The sequence below is a fragment of the Flavihumibacter rivuli genome (assembly GCF_018595685.2).
GTDB classification, from domain to species: domain Bacteria; phylum Bacteroidota; class Bacteroidia; order Chitinophagales; family Chitinophagaceae; genus Flavihumibacter; species Flavihumibacter rivuli.
Window position 1 is genome coordinate 1,046,447 of the sequence record NZ_CP092334.1, and the last position, 18,584, is coordinate 1,065,030.

At 46.2% G+C, this 18,584-nt stretch carries 14 protein-coding genes; 7 read left to right on the forward strand and 7 right to left on the reverse strand.

What is annotated here, in order from left to right:
* The first annotated feature begins 372 nt into the window (after positions 1–372).
* Both smc and KJS94_RS04705 read left to right on the forward strand, forming a co-directional pair.
* Positions 373–3,891: a chromosome segregation protein SMC gene (smc, locus tag KJS94_RS04700; protein ID WP_214446158.1), complete on the forward strand. Its 3,519-nt coding sequence runs from the start codon at positions 373–375 to the stop codon at positions 3,889–3,891.
* 296 nt (positions 3,892–4,187) lie between these two features.
* On the forward strand, positions 4,188–4,517 hold the full coding sequence (locus KJS94_RS04705; RefSeq protein ID WP_214446159.1) for a DMT family protein: 330 nt from the start codon (positions 4,188–4,190) through the stop codon (positions 4,515–4,517).
* Here KJS94_RS04705 and KJS94_RS04710 read toward each other — a convergent pair whose 3' ends face one another.
* From KJS94_RS04710 to KJS94_RS04720, 3 genes are all read right to left on the reverse strand, one after another.
* Positions 4,518–5,246, reverse strand: a complete 729-nt coding sequence (locus KJS94_RS04710; RefSeq protein WP_214446160.1) for a tRNA1(Val) (adenine(37)-N6)-methyltransferase — start codon at positions 5,244–5,246, stop codon at positions 4,518–4,520.
* A 16-nt stretch (positions 5,247–5,262) separates the two neighbouring features.
* On the reverse strand, positions 5,263–6,273 hold the full coding sequence (gene tsaD / locus KJS94_RS04715) for a tRNA (adenosine(37)-N6)-threonylcarbamoyltransferase complex transferase subunit TsaD (RefSeq protein WP_214446161.1): 1,011 nt from the start codon (positions 6,271–6,273) through the stop codon (positions 5,263–5,265).
* A gap of 73 nt (positions 6,274–6,346) precedes the next feature.
* Complete coding sequence (locus KJS94_RS04720) at positions 6,347–7,588, reverse strand: ABC transporter permease (RefSeq protein ID WP_214446162.1); 1,242 nt, start codon at positions 7,586–7,588, stop codon at positions 6,347–6,349.
* A gap of 189 nt (positions 7,589–7,777) precedes the next feature.
* Here KJS94_RS04720 and KJS94_RS04725 point away from each other — a divergent pair, with 189 nt between their 5' ends.
* Entirely contained in the window at positions 7,778–8,155 is a 378-nt protein-coding gene (locus KJS94_RS04725) for a hypothetical protein (protein WP_214446163.1), read from the forward strand.
* A gap of 97 nt (positions 8,156–8,252) precedes the next feature.
* A complete protein-coding gene (gene fusA2, locus KJS94_RS04730; protein WP_214446164.1) occupies positions 8,253–10,391 on the forward strand; it encodes an elongation factor G2 in 2,139 nt (712 codons plus the stop codon).
* A gap of 88 nt (positions 10,392–10,479) precedes the next feature.
* On the opposite strand, the gene KJS94_RS04735 is transcribed toward fusA2, so the two are convergent.
* A complete protein-coding gene (locus KJS94_RS04735) occupies positions 10,480–11,049 on the reverse strand; it encodes a hypothetical protein (protein ID WP_214446165.1) in 570 nt (189 codons plus the stop codon).
* A gap of 149 nt (positions 11,050–11,198) precedes the next feature.
* Between KJS94_RS04735 and KJS94_RS04740 the strand changes: the two genes are divergently transcribed.
* The gene (locus tag KJS94_RS04740; RefSeq protein WP_214446166.1) at positions 11,199–11,444 is read left to right on the forward strand and encodes a hypothetical protein; all 246 of its coding nucleotides are present in this window, start codon (positions 11,199–11,201) and stop codon (positions 11,442–11,444) included.
* 241 nt (positions 11,445–11,685) lie between these two features.
* Positions 11,686–12,366: a LytR/AlgR family response regulator transcription factor gene (locus KJS94_RS04745; protein ID WP_214446167.1), complete on the forward strand. Its 681-nt coding sequence runs from the start codon at positions 11,686–11,688 to the stop codon at positions 12,364–12,366.
* Between the two features lie 21 nt (positions 12,367–12,387).
* Here KJS94_RS04745 and KJS94_RS04750 read toward each other — a convergent pair whose 3' ends face one another.
* The 3 genes from KJS94_RS04750 to KJS94_RS04760 form a co-directional block, all read right to left on the reverse strand.
* On the reverse strand, positions 12,388–12,879 hold the full coding sequence (locus KJS94_RS04750; RefSeq protein ID WP_214446168.1) for a T9SS type A sorting domain-containing protein: 492 nt from the start codon (positions 12,877–12,879) through the stop codon (positions 12,388–12,390).
* Positions 12,880–12,948: 69 nt separating this feature from the next.
* Positions 12,949–14,259 carry a T9SS type A sorting domain-containing protein gene (locus tag KJS94_RS04755; protein WP_214446169.1) on the reverse strand — a complete coding sequence of 437 codons (1,311 nt, stop codon included), beginning with the start codon at positions 14,257–14,259 and terminating at the stop codon, positions 12,949–12,951.
* 401 nt (positions 14,260–14,660) lie between these two features.
* On the reverse strand, positions 14,661–17,357 hold the full coding sequence (locus KJS94_RS04760; RefSeq protein WP_214446170.1) for a cation-translocating P-type ATPase: 2,697 nt from the start codon (positions 17,355–17,357) through the stop codon (positions 14,661–14,663).
* Positions 17,358–17,492: 135 nt separating this feature from the next.
* Here KJS94_RS04760 and KJS94_RS04765 point away from each other — a divergent pair, with 135 nt between their 5' ends.
* On the forward strand, positions 17,493–18,563 hold the full coding sequence (locus KJS94_RS04765; RefSeq protein WP_214446171.1) for an AI-2E family transporter: 1,071 nt from the start codon (positions 17,493–17,495) through the stop codon (positions 18,561–18,563).
* The last annotated feature ends 21 nt before the right edge of the window (positions 18,564–18,584 follow it).

Consider the following 18,584-nt stretch of genomic DNA (forward strand, 5'->3'; position numbering starts at 1 on the left):
TATAGTATTTTAATAAACAGTATAATTTCATAAATGATTAAAAAATAATTTTTTACTTATTTATTTCTCTATAAAAAGACAAAGCAAGCAGTTAGGCCATATAAGACCCAAATCCCCAAAAAAGTAGACATAATATTAAAATACTGCCCATAAAATCAATAAAATGAGATAATAAACAAATGTTTTAATACAGGTTTTTAATTTTAAACACTTGATAATTAAATATTTAATACACATTAATGCGTATCCACCCTCAATTCAGGCTCCATCTGTGAATAAGTCGTGAGGAACTAAGCTTTTTCTTATTCAAGCTATATTTAACTTGTAAGGGTCAATCCTATATATTTGCTTCCCTTCTAAAACCGGATCATAGTGCGTTTAAAGAGTTTAGAAATAAAAGGTTTCAAAAGTTTTGCCGACAAGACGGTGGTTCATTTCGACCAGAACATTACCGGTATTGTGGGCCCAAACGGTTGTGGAAAAAGCAATATCATCGACAGCATCCGTTGGGTGATCGGTGAGCAGAAGATCAGCCAACTCCGTTCCGAGAACCTGGAAAGCCTGGTCTTCAACGGATCCAGAACCCGTTCGGCTTCTGGCCTGGCCGAGGTGAGCCTGACTTTTGAGAATACCAAGAACCTCCTTCCAACAGAGTTCAATACGGTTACCATTACCCGTAAATTTTACAAAAGCGGTGAAAGTGAATACCGGTTGAACGATGTCACCTGCCGTTTGAAGGATATCCAGAACCTCTTTATGGATACTGGTGTCAGCACCGACAGCTACAGTATCATTGAATTGGGCATGGTGGATGACCTGATCAAGGACAAGGACAATAGTCGTCGCAGGATGCTGGAGCAGGCGGCTGGTATTTCCATTTACAAGACCCGGAAGAAGGAAGCCAAACAAAAACTTGACGCAACGGAACAGGACCTTGCCCGTATCGAAGACCTCCTGTTTGAGATCAATAACCAGTTGAAGGCCCTGGAAAACCAGGCCAAAAAGGCTGAGAAATATTATGAGATCAAGAAGGATTACAAGGAGCTTTCAGTAGAATTGGCCAAGGCTGCACTGGAAGGGTTCAACCTGACCTATCGCGAATTGAACGAGCAAACGGAGAACGAGACCAACAGGAAAGTACAACTGGAAGCCATCATAGCACAGGAAGAGGCTGCCATTGAAGCGGAGAAAGTTGGTTTCATTCAGAAGGAACGGGCACTGCAGAGCATGCAATACCAGTTCAACGAGCTTTTGCAAACCCTTCGTACCAAGGAAAATGATAAGAACCTGGCTTCACAAAGGCTCAATTTCCTCCAGGAAAAGGAAGCCAGCCTGCAGGAATTCCTGCAAAAAAGTGAAGGCCAGTTAAAAGGGCTGGAAGAAAGCATTGCCTTCACACAGCAACAGGTAGGGGAGGAAGAAGGTAAACTCGAGACTTTCGAGTCCCAACTCGATGAATATAAAGCCACCGTTGAAGAGAAGCGGGCCATTTTTGATGAACAGCGCCAGGCGCTTGATGCCCTGAGGAGTGAAAGCCTGCAGATCCAGCGGAGCCAGTTTGAAGCCGAGAAGAAAGTGGCGGTTGCCGATACCTCTATCCAAAACCTGCAACGAACCATCCACCAGATAGAAGAAGAGCAGGAAGTACGAAGGAGCCAACTGAAGCAACTGGAGGAAGAGCGTACGATCAAGGAAGAAGAACTGGGATCCAAGCAAACAGACCTGCAACAACTCCAGGAACATCATGAGCGAACCAAGGAACAGATCCTTTTCACCCAGGGTGAATTGGAAGTCCTGCGTCAGCAATTGGCCGATGAGAGCAGGAAACTGGATGCCAAAAGGAACGAGCATGACCTGCTGAAGAGCCTGATTGACTCCATGGAAGGCTACCCGGAAAGTGTGAAGTTCCTTCATAACAATCCCAATTGGAACCATACTGCCCCCATTCTCTCGGATATTATCTATGTGAAGGAAGAATTCAGGGCAGCAGTAGAGAACGTACTGGAACCCTACCTGAACTATTATGTGGTGAATAACCTAAGGGAAGGCCTACAGGCTGTTCACCTGCTGGATGAACACAAGAAGGGGAAGGCCAACTTCTTCCTGCTGGATAAATTTGCCGCTATTGAGAAGTCAGGCCACCAGCCTGCTGGGACCATCAGCGCCATGACGGTCATTGAAGTGGATGACCAATACCGCTCCCTCGCCCAACATTTATTGGGCAATGTTTTTATTGCGGAGAATGAGTCAGCCCTTGAGAACAGCAACGGCTCTGTTATCCTGGAAAAATCTGGTAAATATGTAAAAGGCCAGTATTCCCTTTCAGGCGGAAGCGTTGGTTTATTTGAAGGAAAGAAGATCGGTCGCGCCAAGAACCTTGAAAAATTACACGAAGAGATCCTTCACCAGGACAAGATCGTTCATGACCTGAAGGCCGATATCCAGCATAAGCACAACGAGGTGATCGCCTTTAACGAGCAGTTGAAGGAACAGGCCATCAAACAAACCCAGCAGGAGATCAATAGCCTGACCAACCAGGTCTTTGCACTGCAGAATAAGATTGAGAACCTGCATGCCATCCAGGGCACCAGCAAGAACAGGCTGGAAGAAATGCAGGAACAGTTGGAACAAACCCAGAACAATATTGCCGGCACCCGCAATGAACTGGCCACTCTGCTGCAGCAATTGCAGGAGACACAGGAAAAATTAATGGCCGTAGAGGGTGATTACAAGAATGCCGAACAGGAATACAGTAGCGCCAACGCCGTCTATAACGAGTTCAACCTTTCGCTGACCCGCCAGCAGAGCAGGATCAATTCCCTTAAGCAGGAACTGGTTTTCAAGAGTAACCAGCTCAACGACCTGGTTACCCAAATCGAATCCAATAATAGCCAGTTGAAGCAAACCATCGAAAGCATTAGCGAAAGTGCAGGGTTGCTCGAGCAGGCTGAGAACGGATTGATTGACCTCCTGCGTAGAAAGGAAGAAGAAGAGAAAGTGCTGAACGAAGCAGACCAGGCCTATTACAACCTACGGAATAAACTGAATGAAAAGGAAAGTGAGCTGCGCCATAAGGTTAAGGAAAAGGAACAACTGGAACAATTCCTGAGCGGGGTAAAGGACCGACTCAATGAATTGAAGCTGCAATTGGCCGGTATGAAGGAAAGGTTACAGGTAGAATTCAGGATCAACCTGGATGATATCATTGACCAGCCCCGGACCACCGATACACCGGTTGAAGAGCTCCAGGAAAAAGCCGACAGGATGAAGAAACGCCTGGAGAATCTGGGTGAGGTCAACCCCACGGCCATTGAAGCCTTCACCGAAATGAAGAAGCGCTACGAGTTCATCCTCGAACAGAAGAATGACCTGGTAACAGCCAAGGACAGCCTCCTGCAAACCATTGCCGAAGTGGAAAGCACGGCCAACCAGAAGTTCCTGGATACATTTAACCAGGTAAAGGATAACTTCATTAAGGTATTCAAGGCGCTCTTTACTGAAGAAGACCAGTGCGACCTGATTTTGGAAAACCCGGAAAACCTCGCGGAGACCGGAATTGATATCATAGCCAAGCCGAAAGGTAAGCGACCTTCCTCCATTACCCAGCTGAGTGGTGGGGAGAAGACATTGACAGCGACAGCCCTGCTCTTCGCCATTTACCTCATCAAGCCTGCTCCGTTCTGTATCCTGGATGAGGTGGATGCTCCATTGGATGATGCCAATGTGGGCAAGTTTACCAATATGATCCGCAGGTTCAGTGAAGAAAGCCAGTTTATCATCGTAACGCACAATAAGATGACGATGAATGCCGTTGATGCCATCTACGGTGTAACCATGCAGGAGCCTGGTGTGAGTAAGTTGGTACCGGTCGATTTCCGTAATCTCAATTAACAAGTGTAACCGTCCACAATTATAAACAGCATAGCCATTTGGTTATGCTGTTTTTCTTTATTACCCACTTGCCTGTACTTATTTTTCCTATACCCTGAAAGTACATTTACGATTGCCATTCTTGCCGCTTGATCCTAACTTTATAACACGAGGTTGCAATTCTTGTTAAGCAACAAGAAAGGGACCGGTCGGCTGGGCGACCGGTCCACTTATTTCAGCCAGAACCTTTTGTCAAAGGCCAGTTATTTATCTCAATTCCTGTTCGTTTCCTGGTTTAGATTTAGGAAATTGCCCTGATGAAAACGATCCTTTTACTCGTCCTTTCCAACATCTTCATGACCATTGCCTGGTATGGACATTTAAAGCAGCAGGGGTTACCCTTATGGAAAGCCATACTGGTTAGTTGGGGAATTGCATTTTTCGAGTATTGCCTGATGGTGCCTGCCAACAGGTGGGGCTATGGTAATAGCTTCAGTGGTTTCCAATTAAAACTGACACAGGAAGTGGTGACACTGGTTGTCTTCACCCTTTTTGCCATCTTCTACCTGAAGGAACCGCTTCGACCCAACCACCTGATCAGCTTTGGCTTTATCCTTGGAGCGGTCTACTTTATGTTCAGGAAATGATCAGAGGTAGAGGTAATAATCGCGTAATAATTCAACGAAGGACGCTGTGTAATGACCATTATCCTGAATGGTTATGGCATGGGGGACTTCCTGTTCTCCCTTGCGGGCAAACAGGAACATTACCCTAAAAGGATCATGGCGGGGAGTTTGGCTCACATTCACCCGCTTAGCAGGAACCAATCCCCGAATTGCAGCTTCCCTCAAAGCCTCCTCAGCACGGTGATAGGGAAGCAGGAGCGCGAACCTTCCATCTTCACCCAGCAATCGTTCAACAGCCGCAAATAACTCTTTCAGGCCAAGCGTGCTTTCATGCCGGGCAATATTTCTTGCATGGTGTTTCGCTTGCAGGTCATTCCCAAAAAAGGGGGGGTTGGAAAGGATAAGGTCATATGGTTGATCCGGTTCATACTTATTGATATCCTGGTGGAATACTTTCAGGTCAGCGGACCATGGACTTTCCCTGCAATTATCCGCAGCCTGTTTAGCCGCATTTTCTTCCAACTCCACCAGGTCGATGGTTGCTGATAGTTGTTGACGGACCATCAATCCAAGTAAACCGGTACCCGCACCAATATCAAGCACCCTTATTTTACTACCCCCGTCCGGTCTATCACCGGAAACCAGTTTGGCCACCCAGGCGCCAAATAAGCAGGCATCGGTACATACCTTCATGGCAGTATGCCCCTGGTGGATCACAAAAGACTTAAAACGGAAATAATTGTTCGCCATAAGGTCGGTCTTATATTCATTGGTTCCAATCGGCCCTGGCACTGGGAGCTGCATCCAATGCTGCGAATTCCCCTTCCAGGAATTTGTAATACCCTGTAATCGCGATCATACCGGCATTGTCCGTGCAATACTGGAAGGGTGGGATATAGGTATTCCATCCATAGCGCTTGCCCATTTCCGTTAGTCCTGCCCTGAGCCCGGAATTGGCAGATACGCCACCCGCTATACAAATTTCCTTGATACCCGTTTCCAATGCGGCTTTCTTAAGTTTATTGAGCAGTATGGAAACGATCCGGTATTGAATGGAGGCACAGATATCGGGGAGATGATTATCTATAAAACCAGGTTGCTCCCTGGTATGTTCCTGGATAAAATAAAGAATGGCCGTTTTCAAACCACTGAAACTAAAATCCAGTCCAGGGATCTGAGGTTCCGGAAACCTGTAGGCCTTTGGATTACCCTCCTTAGCGTATCGGTCAATTAATGGACCACCAGGGTAAGGCAGGCCAAGCAATTTGGCGGATTTGTCGAATGCCTCACCGGCTGCATCATCAATGGTCTCGCCGATCACTTTCATTTGGGTGGGCGACTCACACAATACGATCTGGGTATGGCCCCCGCTCACAGTTAAACATAAAAAGGGGAAAGTGGGTCCCGGCGCTTCGATCAGGTTAGCCATTACATGGGCCTGCATATGGTGCACGGTAACCAATGGTTTATTCAGGGCAAGGGCGAGTGATTTAGCAAACTGGGCTCCTACCAGCAGTGCGCCGATCAGTCCGGGAGCACTGGTAAAGGCAACAGCGTCCAGTTCATCCAAACCAACACCAGCTTCCCTCAGTGACCTTTCCACTACCGGTACAATATTTTGCATATGTGCCCTCGAAGCCAGTTCAGGAACCACGCCTCCGTACTGCTCATGCACCGACTGTGTTGCAATAATATTGGAAAGGATCTTGCCGTCACGGCAGATTGCCGCTGAGGTTTCATCGCAGGAAGACTCTATTGCCAGGATCGTTATTGCCAAGACTACATTTTTCGCAAAGCTAGCTCAAAATTCCTTCTGCATTATCCTGCTGCCAGCGACCATTCCCATAAGCTTACTTGCTCCTGATCGCCACCACAGGATCCATCTTGGCCGCGATAGAGGCTGGGATAATACCCGCCAGCACCCCAATGAAGATACAGATACCTATAGCAAAGGCGAGGATCTTGACAGAGATATAAATAGGGAATCCCAACATGCCGGAAATGATCTGGGTCAGGATGAAAACCAGTATCAATCCAATCAACCCTCCCATGATGCACAGGAAGGCCGACTCCATCAGGAATTCCATCATGATTACCCTTCTTCGGGCACCGATAGCCTTTTTTAACCCGATCTGCGAGGTCCTTTCCCTCACCGTAACGAACATGATATTGGCTACCCCAAACATGCCCACCACCAGGGAAAGCAAAGCAATGAAGAAACCTCCCATATTGATACCGGAGAATAGCTGTGCAGCAAATTCACCAAAGGCGTCCACATCATTCAGGGAGAAATTATCATTCTGCGTAGGTTTCAATTTGCGAATGGAGCGCATGGCACCGGTGGTTTCATCCCTTAGTGCCGCCATGGGAATATTTTCCCTTCCCTGCAGCATGATCACCGGCTGTGATGTTTCTTCCCTTACCAGGCTGCGCATGAACTGGTAACTCATGATCACACAGTTGTCAAACTCCCAACCACCAATGATACTGCTACCCTGTTTCTTGATCAGTCCAGCCACATTTACCCAACGGTCGTAGATCTTAACCTGCCGGCCAACTGCACGCTCTGGCCTTCCAAACAATTCCTCCGCAACCTTATAACCGATCACCGCACTATTGGAACCATAATCAAAGTCAGTTTGTTGCAGGTAACGGCCGTCTATCACTTCGATCGTTTGGATATTCGAAAAATCCTCCGTCACCCCATACATCCTTACATTGTCAAGTTTTTCATCCTCAAACTCCACCTTGTCCATCCGCTGCAAGGCGAAAGCAATATTGGAGGCTTCAGGTACGGTCTTCCTCAATAAGTCCATCTCTTCCACCTTTGGTATGGGACGGTTAACCAGTTTCCAATAGGGTATCTGGCCACTGTAATCCCATTTATCAATAAAGATGGTATTACTGCCAAGGGACTTGATATCCTTCTGCACATTTTGTTCCAGGCTGCTTACAGTGGCCAGCACACCTATGATACAGAATATTCCGATGGTGATACCAAAAAGGGATAGAAAGGTCCTGAGCTTGTTGGACCGGAATTCCCCCAAAGCCATTTTAAGGCTGCTGCCCAATATTTCAATGAATCGACGCATGCTCCAAATTTAGTTGTTCTGGCTTGTATTCCAACCCCTTTTGGAAGAACGCAGAATAGCAGGGATCAACACATTGCCTATCCCCAAATTAGGTTGCCCAGATACCGAAAAACTATCTTAAATTAGGAGTAAACAATCCAACCCCGGGAAATCAGAGGTTTATTTTTCATTCACCTAAAATTTTTTCCCATGGTTACTACAGATCTCGCACAGCTTACCGGAGAGTGCTCAGCCTGGAAGGACGCTCTCCGTGATTTCAGGACAGAATTTTCCGAACTTAAGGAAAGGCTTCAAAAATTGTCCCTCAACCTTACCGACAAACTCCATCTCCAGGACCTTGAACACTTATCCAACCAGTTTTACATCCAGCTGATCAACATTCATGACCTGAAACATGCTATTAAGGAGCATGAACAGATCGCTGAATGGGAATTATCCAAGAATGGGCAGGTAACTGATGCAACCTGGGCTGCCCATGAAGAATTCAATGATAAATTCCAGCAGTTACAGCACACCCTGAAATCCGTAAAGGAAGAGTTTCGCCAGTTCGTTAGCCGCCTGCAGTAATTGCAGTTGTCCACTATTGGGTATGACCATCAACAATGATCGGTCAAGCTATCCTGTTCCCTTTGGAGGCTGATCTCATCAAATAAAACCACTCGCCATGCCAGCAGAATTTGATACCAACCACGTCAAAAATATCGTCTTACTTGGCCATGCCGGCTGTGGTAAGACAACCTTAGCGGAATGCATGTTATATGAAGCAGGCATTATCAACCGGAGGGGTACCGTTGCAGCCCGCAACACGGTCAGCGATTACCACGAATTAGAACAGGAAAGGGGCAATTCCATTTTCTCCACCCTGCTCCATACCAAATGGCGAGGCTATAAGATCAATATCATGGATACACCGGGTTATGATGATTTCGCCGGTGAAGTAATATCGGCCCTTCGGGTAGCCGACACCGGTATCATGCTGTTGAATGCCGCCATGGGCGTGGAAGTAGGCACTGACATCCTCTGGCAGTACACCGAGGCATTCAGGACTCCCATGATCTTTGCGGTCAACCAGCTCGACCATGAAGCAGCTGATTTTGACAGGACTGTACAACAGGCCAGGGATCATTTTGGCTCCAAAATAGTGGTGGTGCAATATCCACTGCAACAAGGTGCCGGTTTCCATGAGATCGTTGATGTATTAAGGATGACCCTATACAAATTCAAGGATACAGGCGGTAAACCGGAGAAACTGCCCATCCCTGACTCAGAAAGGGAGAAGGCTGAAATGTTGCATAAGGAATTGGTGGAAGCAGTAGCCAGCAATGATGAGACCCTGATGGAACATTATTTTGACAAAGGGGAACTGGATGAGGATGAGATGAAGGATGGCCTTAGGAAGGCCATGATCAACCACGACCTGTTTCCGCTATTCTGCCTGTCTGCCGAGCGAAATATGGGAAGTGGCAGGCTCATGGGCTTCATTGATAATGTTTGTCCCAGCTCCAATGAGTTACCCGGACAACAAACGATCAGGGGCGGCAAGCTTACCTGCGATACCAATGGACCAACCTGCCTCTTTGTTTTTAAAACAGTATCAGAGCCCCATGTAGGCGACCTGTCCTTTTTCAAGGTTTATTCAGGCACGGTGAAATCGGGAATGGAACTGGTAAATGAGAACACCAATATCAACGAGAAGATTTCACAACTTTATGTGGTGGAAGGCAACAAGCGAACCAATGTCAATGAATTGAGTGCCGGTGATATCGGCGCAACCCTTAAACTCAAGAATACCCATGTCAACAATACCCTTCATGAGAAGGGAAAGGATATGGAACTTTATCCCATTGAATTCCCGGCACCCAATATGAGCATGGCCATTGAGCCGATCCAGAAAGGGGAAGAGGAGAAGCTGGCACAGGCCCTGCACCAATTAAAGGAAGAAGACCCTACGGTACTGGTGGAGGTTTCGCCTGAACTGAAACAAACCATCATTCATTGCCAGGGAGATATGCACCTGGCTGTCATCAAATGGAAGATAGAGCACCTCCATAAGGTAGAGGTGAAGTTCTCCAGGCCAAGGATCGCTTACCGTGAGACCATCCGCAAGGGATCCGATTCCCAATACCGCCACAAGAAGCAGTCGGGCGGTGCAGGCCAGTTCGCAGAAGTTCATATGCGCATTGAGCCCTGGTACGAAGGCATGCCTGAACCTGGCGACCTTACTGTAAGGGGCAAGGAAAGCATTGACCTGCCATGGGGAGGAAAACTGGTTTATTACAACTGTATAGTAGGAGGGACCATTGATAACCGCTTCATGCCTTCCATCCTCAAAGGGGTGATGGAGAAAATGCAGGAAGGCCCTTTGACCGGAAGTTTTGTCCGGGATGTGCGGGTTAGTGTGTTTGATGGTAAGATGCACCCTGTCGATTCAAATGACATCTCTTTTAAATTGGCAGGCTTACAGGCTTTCCGTCAGGCCTTCAAAACAGCAGACCCATTATTGCTGGAGCCCATCTACCAACTACAGGTATTATGTCCTGAAGAACTGACCGGAGCAGTGATGGGTGACCTTCAGACCAGGAGGGCAGTGGTGGAGGGACTGGAAACAGAAGGCCATTTCAGCCGGATCACGGCAAGGATACCACTTGCAGAAATGCATGAATATTCTTCTTCCCTGCGTTCCATCACTCAGGGCAGGGCAAAGTTCAAGATGCAGTTCGCAGAATACGCGGCTGTACCCTTCGATGTGCAGAAAAAACTGACAGAGGAATACAGCAAACAGGCTGTTCTGGAAGAAGTGTAGCTATGAATATTTAATGGATCCCGGCCCGGAAAATAATGGAGGCTTCTACTGACCATTTTTTACGGACCGGGTTCCTTTTTAGCCCCTTTTATATTCCCCCGATCTGGTCATCCTTTTTCTTGGTGTGGATATTTACCTGCACCCTGAATTCTGTCAGGTAACTGACCAATTCCACTTCTACCTTGGCATCAGCCATCCGGGGATCGTAATAGGGAATGGTGAAGACGGAGGTAGAGAATCGCCTGGTGCCGGAGACCGGCTCTATATCGGTCTTGAAATACACAATACTGCCATCCACCATCTTTAATTTTACTTGTTTCATTTGATTGCATAGCTGCTTATACAAGGAAGCAGCTTCTTCAAATTCTTCCGTAACCAACATGGTGGCCTGCCAACTGGCAGTCGTATCAATGACAGAATGGAAACGGGTGATCAGGCATTCCATTGCACCAGGAAGTTGTACCGTAGAGGCGAATTTTTCATATTCCGCCTCATCTACCAGCAACTCCCCCTGGATACCCCTGAAATTATCCTTCAGGTCAAAAAAAATGGTTTGAACAGCCTGGTTAAAGGAGGGGTCAGGCTTACGGGTCAATAATTGGGCACGGGACTGGGACAGGCATGCCAATAACAGGCATGAAAGCAAGGTTCTTTTCATGGGTCAGATTTGCAACAATGATAGCAAATTTTTCTTAATCACTGGAAATGAGCAAGTTAAATTAGGCTTAAGGGATGTGCAATTTTTTGATAGTTTTGACCGTTTTTGAATCAATCCGTCCAATGATTGAATTGAAAAATCAAGTACCTATGAACCAACAGCTGTACTTTAATGACCAGGCATATATTGCCGAGAAATTCCAATTGATCGAAGACCACCTTAAGGACACCAGCAAAATGGCTGTCCTGAAGATCAGGAACTGGAAGCTGGTTGAGCACCTGCCCGAAACCAGCAAGCGTTACCAGAAGCATATGGAACAAACCCTGTTCAACATCGTTCCAAACGAATTCATCTTATGTGAAGTGGGATATCATTTTGCCTCTCATTTCAACTGATCGAAGCTGCCTTAGGGCAGCTTTTTTCATTACCCCCTTACCGGATACCACCGTTTAATGGTTTTCCTTTAGCCCGATTGCAATAATCCTTTCAGGAATTCGTTGAAAATATGGTTGAGCGGGAAACGGGATTGCCTGACTATTGGTGATTGAATGACAGGTAATAATCCCAGAAAAGGTAAGAGGGGCTTGAAGCCCTGAAGAGGTATCGATCTAATCCCTAATGAAATCCAATGAACCTATGAAACTACATTCCATTATCCTGGAAGACCTGGATGTTGCAGCAAAGATCCTGGCCAAATATTGTGATAAATCCGGCCTGGTTGACAACAAGGCCATATTTTCCAGTATTGAACCGGCCATTCCCTTCCTTGCCCAAAACAAGGTGGATGTAATTTTCCTTGATATTGAAATGCCTGGTGAAAACGGCTTTGCCTTGCTGGACCAATTGCCCAACAGGCCCCATGTTATACTGACCACTTCCCATATCGAATATGCCTACAGTGGCTTTGAATATGATGTAACAGATTTCCTGAGAAAGCCATTCACCTATTCCAGGTTCCTGAAAGCTATTGAGAAAATAAAAGATAAGGAACCCGAACCAGCTGATAATGCGCTTTCACATGTTTACGTAAAGTGCGATGGGAAAATGATCAGGCTGCACAATGACGAGATCCTGTTCATAGAAAGCATGGGTGACTATGTAAAATTCATCACGCCAGGAAAAAAATTCATTTCCCACAATACCCTGAAAGCCCTTACAGGTACAGTAAATCCACAGGTATTTGTCAAGGTTCACCGATCCTATATCATCAATATAAAAAAAGTATCAAGTTTACAGTCCAATAGCATCGTTATTGAAAACAATGTTATTCCAATAAGTAAAGCAAACAGGCCATTGATCAGGAAACTGATCTGCTAAGCTTAAAATCAATAAGCCCTTCTACGGCACCTGGTGGAAAAAATATTCTACAGCGATGTTTTTACCACATCTTGACTGCAGGCAATAGGCACCTGAAGGAAGGGTTTTAGCATCTAAAGAGATTTTGGACCCTGCCTCCTTTTCACTGAAATACCAGACAACTTCCCCATTTGAGTCCAGCACCCTGCAATTAACTTCTTTCTTCTGCCAATTGAGGGGAAGATAGATCATCAGTTTCTGGGTATATGGGTCAAGGCTAAGGCTGGGTGCACTTTCCGAATTGCCACCCCTGACCAGATTAATGGCTTGGTCGTGCTTAGGTTCTCCAATTGCAGTGGCTTTTGGAATTGGATTGCCCGAAAGATGACTGGAGGAATATTGAGGATAGAAGTTTGCCAAATTACTTTTTTGTGCCCTCAATAACTTTACATTAAGCAGGAATAATCCGATAAAGAACAGGTTAATACCAATCAGGTATTTCTTCCCTGGACATGAAGAAAAACGCATGATCATAGTTACAGTTTGTACGGTCAACAATAGGTTCCGCACAGGAATTGGAAATAAGTATAGGTAAAAAAAATCCTAAAGTGTACCCGAATAGAGATAGCTGGACAACGCATACTCTCCATTGGATTCAGCATGGATGTAATACATACCCTGGGCCAGGTCGGTCAAATCAATATCAATACCCGCACCAGGATATAGTTCTGTAATCTGCCTAACAATTTCACCTTTATCATTGAAGACATTGATCTCAACCTTCTCCTGGCGCCAGTTGGCAGGCGTTGCAAAGATCAGTTTTGATTGTTCAGGTTCATATACCACCAAGGATTGAACGCGTTTTTTAGCTGAAGGATTCACAACAGATATTGTCTTGGTGTATTGCTCCTTGCCATCTGCTCCTGTAACCCTTAGCCTGTAGTAGCCATTAATAAGGGCATGATTGGAGGCATGGTTATCATTGAACTGAAACCTTTCTCCATCCAATGGCAACCTGTTCTTCTTAATTCTGGCAATCTTGACAAATTCAATCCCATCCTCACTTTTTTCCACATCAATTGAGGCAATGGAAGAATTATCACCGATCATCCAACTTAATTGCGCCTTACTTTCAGATGGTTTGGCAGTAAAATCATAGACCATCGGCTTTAGGATATTATTGATCTCATTGTTGATAGGATTGAGGTCAATCTTAAAGCGTGTATAAATGATCTCATTCGAAAACCTTTTGTTGACACCAATTTTCACCCTGAACTGGTTGATCGTTTCGCTATATACTGCTACTGCCTCCTCAGTTGAAGTATGGGCAACATTCTTAACTAGACCCGGCTTTTTCGCATTTGTCCTGTAAACGGTACCAATCCTCTCCACATGGCCTTTCATACCTTTCCAGCCATAAATGGGCCTGCTTTTCTTACCCATATCATATTCGAAAAAGGGCATGGCATTACGAACCTCGTCGTTGGTAACAGCTACTGCAAGGAATGGGAAAGAATAGCCTTCTGACCTTTCAAACCCCTGGCCATAAGGTACAAAGCGAAAGCTTAATTCAACTGAATCAAGATGGTTGTTTGAGCCAAATTCTATAGCCGGAAGAATTAAACCCTGGCCGGAAATGTTCTGGTTAATGTACTTTACTGTCGTACCGATCGAAACATTCTCTATCCGAACAATACAATCTGCAAGGGGCTTACCCTTGGCATCTTTGTAGGCACCGGAAAAAAGATACTCAGCACCTTTTTTCCCTACATTACCCCGAATCCTGGAATACCTTGAAAATTCAATTGACTGGCTGGATACTGTTGAAGCGCAAAGGAGAATTAAAACAGCAGAAAAAAATGACCTTAAATGGGCGAAGCCCAATTTGGGTAAAGGATAATAATTAGTTTTCATGGTTTGAGATTATGAGTTCAAAAATTGGACTCATAGGAATTGGAACCATGATGCAAAGATTAGCAGGGTTGTAGTTTCCTGCAAGTTTTTTGGTGTTTTTTCGACGAATGGGAAGTAATAGTACTTATCCCACTGCGGTTTACTGAATAATTTCCCATTTATCGAGTATTTCTTCCACTTTATCGAACCTGTCTTGCAATTCAGGGCATTATTTTGTCGTTTTACACCGTCAACGCAACCATCATTCAATATCCGTGGAAAGTTAGCGTCCAGTTTACAGGTCCATTTTCCTTTGAATGATTTGAATCCTTATCCGGGAAAAGAATAATTGGCAAGGCTTAAGTTCACAGATGACTAAAATAACCGTTGAATAGTGAGTCCATATCTTTGAAAATGAATGTTCACTCGTCCCGGAAAAAATTGGTCCCGTCTTTTTCAGACGGGATTTTTTTTTCACTCATGTTACGGATATACTTGTACACTTCCATACCCAGAAGTATAGTGAGTGCCGCAGGCAAAAGCACCAGCCATTCCCTAAGGGCTATCGGTTCCAGTTGAAGCACCTTGCTGATACCCGGAAGATATGCAGCACCAATATGCACCAATTGTGCCAGTGATATCCCGATCAGGATGGTCCAATTATTCTTTACCGGGGTTTTGAGGAACGAAATGGTTTCCGAACGGCAATTCAACACATGAAAGTTTTGCAGTAATACCATTAACATCATCAATACCGACCTGGCATGCTTTTCCCCATAGCCAAAATGGTTGATCAATAACCACCAACAACCAAATGTTACCAGGGTCATGATTAGGGCGGCCACTGATATCTGGACATTCATCTGCTTATCGAAAATACTTTCGGTTGGCCTTCTGGGTGGTTTCTTCATTACTGCCATATCGCCCTTCTCGAAAGCCAACGCAATATCCTGGATCCCGTTGGTCACCAGGTTGAGCCATAATAATTGTACGGCCAGGAAGGGCAGTGGCATACCCAGGATTATGGGCAATGCCACCAGCAGTATTTCTGCCAGGCCAGTAGAGATCAGCAGGTAAATGATCTTGCGCAGGTTATCGTAGGTAAACCTGCCTTCCTCAACGCCAGCCGCTATGGATGCAAAGTTGTTATCGGTAACGATGATCGAAGCGGCATCCTTGGCCAGGTCAGTACCTGCTCCCATAGCGATCCCGATATGTGCCGATTTTAATGCTGGCGCATCATTGGCCCCATCACCGGTTACTGCAACAAAATGTCCCAGTTGCTTCTTGCCATCGATGATCACCTTCTTCTGTAAAGGGGTAACCCTGGCAAATACGGTCTTACTCGCCAATACTGCAGAAAATTCAGCTGGTGAGGCATTCTCCAGAACTGCCAGTTCCTTACCCGTAATCACCTGGTCATCGTTCTCGGCTATACCTAACCGCTTGGCAATGGCTAAAGCCGTTGCCGGGTGGTCGCCAGTAACCATGGCCACTTCTATTCCTGCCTCCCGGCATTCCCGGATGGCAGGGACGGCTTCTTCCCGCAGGGGATCGATCAGCCCGGTCAACCCCAGGAGATCAAGCTCAGGCAGGTTTTCCGTTTCAAAGGAATCAACCTGCCCACTCGCCAACGCCAGTACCCTGTAACCGGCAGCTGCCATTCCCTCAGACTCCTCAAAGGCAATTTGCTGGCCTGTACCAGAAAGGTATTTGCTAACTGTTTCCACTGCACCCTTCATGGCAAAGTAATACTGGTCGCGATATTGATAATATACACCAGAGTACTTGTTCTCAGATTCATAGGGAACCATCCGAATGATATCCACCTCCCGGGTAAAATATTCGGGATCTTTCCCCAATTTATAGGCCAGTGAGCGCAATGCCACATCAACGGCATCTCCACTATGTTCCCATCCATCCCTTGTCTTCTTCAAAACCCCTTCATTGGATAATACTGCGGCCTTCACCAGTTCGAACAAAAGGTCATCTTCATGGTCCAGCAAGTCTCCCTGTTCATTGATCACATAGCCATCACCGTTATATCCTTGTCCACTGATCCCCAAACGCCGCCCATCCGGCAGGTATATCAATTTCACGGATTGCTGGTCCATGGTAAGGGTTCCGGTCTTATCAGATGCGATCAGTGTACAACTTCCCAACCCCTCTACGGCAGGCAGCCTTCTCACGATAACATTCCTCCTGGCCATTCGGCTGGTGCCAATGGACAAGGCAACTGTCAAGGCAACAGGCAATCCCTCAGGTATGGCGGATACGCCAACAGCAACCATAAAGAAGAAAATATCGTAAGCAGCCATTCCCCTTAACCAGCCAATGATGCCCAGCAGTACGCAAATGACCACCACGGCAATACTGATCTTCCGGGAAAAAATATCCATCCGGGCTAGCAGTGGTGGTTTTTCCTGTTCTGTTTGGGTGAGGGATGCCGCTATCTTACCGATCTCGGTATGGGTTCCGGTCCTCACCACCATACCCGTAGCCCGGCCTTTCAACACAGTAGTAGCGGCAAAGGCCATGTTAACCTGGTCACCCAGCGGAAGTCCCACCTGATGCATTTGTACGCAATGCTTTTCTACCGGCATGGACTCCCCGGTAAGCAAGGCTTCTTCGATCAACAACTCCTTCACTTCAAACAACCGGATATCGGCAGGTACTCGCATCCCTGATTCCAGGCAAACAAGGTCGCCCGGCACCAGTTCAGGCGCCCCCACCTCGGTAAGGCTTCCATCCCTGAATACCCTGGCATGTGCCTTCACCATTTTACGCAGGCTTTTTGCGCTACTCTCAGCTTTAAACTCCTGCCAGGTTCCCAGTAAGGCATTGATCACAATAATCACCAGGATAAACAAGGCGTCACTTTTATCACCTGCCCAAAAGGAGACCAGTCCTGCGGCGATCAGTACATAAATGAGGGGGTTAAGGAATTGGCTGAAAAAAATACCCAGTAATGATTTTCCCCTTGGTTCAGGCAGGATATTCCATCCATATACTTTCCTTCGTTCTGCTACTTCAATTGTACTCAAACCATAGCCGGGGGAATGGAGCAAGTCCATTACCTTCCCCTTATCATGCATTTCCCATGGTTCGGTATAGTTCATTAACGACTGGTTCTTCCAAATTTCTGTTATCCTGCCCAAACTAACTGGCCAAAATTGTGGTCCATTGCCATTCCCTGATCATTTACCTGTTAAAGCAGGCGGATAATGTTTACCATTGTATCTTTAGTGAGCCACATGAAAAATACTTCCCTATCCCGTTTCCTACAGCTGTTGCTGTTAATTGTTTTACTCGGCGTGATCCTGTACGTTGGTAAGCCATTGTTCATTCCTTTGAGCTTTGCCCTGCTGATCAGTTTTATCATCTACCCGATCTGCAAATGGCTGGAAGCAAAAGGTATAGGTAAGGCAACCGCTATCATCATCAACCTGGTCCTCATAACCTTTTTACTCTCCGCTATTGTCTTCCTGCTTGTCCAGCAGTTGGCAAGTTTCACTAAGGACTGGCCACTTTTAAAGGCAAAACTGTTGCAATCCTTCCAGGACCTTTCCGTTTACCTGACTACCAAATGGCATATCAGCAAGGAAGTACAGGAAGACTGGCTGGAGAAGTTCAGTAGTAATTCCAGCACGCATTTATTCGAACTCATTCAAACCACCATCAGCAATTCTGCAGTCACTCTCGTTCTGCTCCTCCTCATTCCCATCTATAGTTTCCTGATCCTTTATTACAGGAGAAGGCTGGTGAATGCCTTGCAGCTGATGCTTCCGGATGCACTCAGGAACAAAGTCCCTGAACTGGCAACACTCGCCATTGAATCCTATTATGGCTTTATCAAGGGTATGTTGCTGGTTTACCTGATCGTGGGTATCCTGAATAGTGTGGGCCTCCTGCTTTTAGGGATTCCCCATGCTATCTTTTTCGGTTGTGTGGCAGCCATTCTCACCTTTATCCCTTATGTAGGTATAATGGTCGCTTCCCTTTTTCCCATCACCATTTCCTGGGTGACTTATAATTCTGTTGTCTATCCCCTTGCGGTTATCGCCATTTTTGCCTTTGTACAATACCTCGAGGCCAATATCATTTTCCCCTGGGCTGTCAGCAAGCGGCTCAACCTGAATACCTTCATGACCATTGTTGCCATCATAGCCGGTGGGATACTTTGGGGGGCGGCAGGCATGATCCTTTTCGTTCCCTTTGCGGCCATTGCCAAACTGATTGCGGAAAGGGTAGAGGGAGGTGAGGCCATTACCATGTTGCTGGGAGATGAGAAAAATGGCCAGGGCAATAAAACTATCAACCGTTAGTTTTGGCCGGGTTTCCTTATT

What these genes read in the sequence shown, in the direction of transcription:
- KJS94_RS04705 (WP_214446159.1), top strand. Translation starts at nt 4,188, where the DNA reads ATGAAAACGATCCTTTTACTCGTCCTTTCCAACATCTTCATGACCATT.
- KJS94_RS04710 (WP_214446160.1), bottom strand. Translation starts at nt 5,246, where the DNA reads ATGGCGAACAATTATTTCCGTTTTAAGTCTTTTGTGATCCACCAGGGG.
- KJS94_RS04720 (WP_214446162.1), bottom strand. Translation starts at nt 7,588, where the DNA reads ATGCGTCGATTCATTGAAATATTGGGCAGCAGCCTTAAAATGGCTTTG.
- KJS94_RS04725 (WP_214446163.1), top strand. Translation starts at nt 7,778, where the DNA reads ATGGTTACTACAGATCTCGCACAGCTTACCGGAGAGTGCTCAGCCTGG.
- fusA2 (WP_214446164.1), top strand. Translation starts at nt 8,253, where the DNA reads ATGCCAGCAGAATTTGATACCAACCACGTCAAAAATATCGTCTTACTT.
- KJS94_RS04735 (WP_214446165.1), bottom strand. Translation starts at nt 11,049, where the DNA reads ATGAAAAGAACCTTGCTTTCATGCCTGTTATTGGCATGCCTGTCCCAG.
- KJS94_RS04740 (WP_214446166.1), top strand. Translation starts at nt 11,199, where the DNA reads ATGAACCAACAGCTGTACTTTAATGACCAGGCATATATTGCCGAGAAA.
- KJS94_RS04745 (WP_214446167.1), top strand. Translation starts at nt 11,686, where the DNA reads ATGAAACTACATTCCATTATCCTGGAAGACCTGGATGTTGCAGCAAAG.
- KJS94_RS04750 (WP_214446168.1), bottom strand. Translation starts at nt 12,879, where the DNA reads ATGATCATGCGTTTTTCTTCATGTCCAGGGAAGAAATACCTGATTGGT.
- KJS94_RS04755 (WP_214446169.1), bottom strand. Translation starts at nt 14,259, where the DNA reads ATGAAAACTAATTATTATCCTTTACCCAAATTGGGCTTCGCCCATTTA.
- KJS94_RS04760 (WP_214446170.1), bottom strand. Translation starts at nt 17,357, where the DNA reads ATGAACTATACCGAACCATGGGAAATGCATGATAAGGGGAAGGTAATG.
- KJS94_RS04765 (WP_214446171.1), top strand. Translation starts at nt 17,493, where the DNA reads ATGAAAAATACTTCCCTATCCCGTTTCCTACAGCTGTTGCTGTTAATT.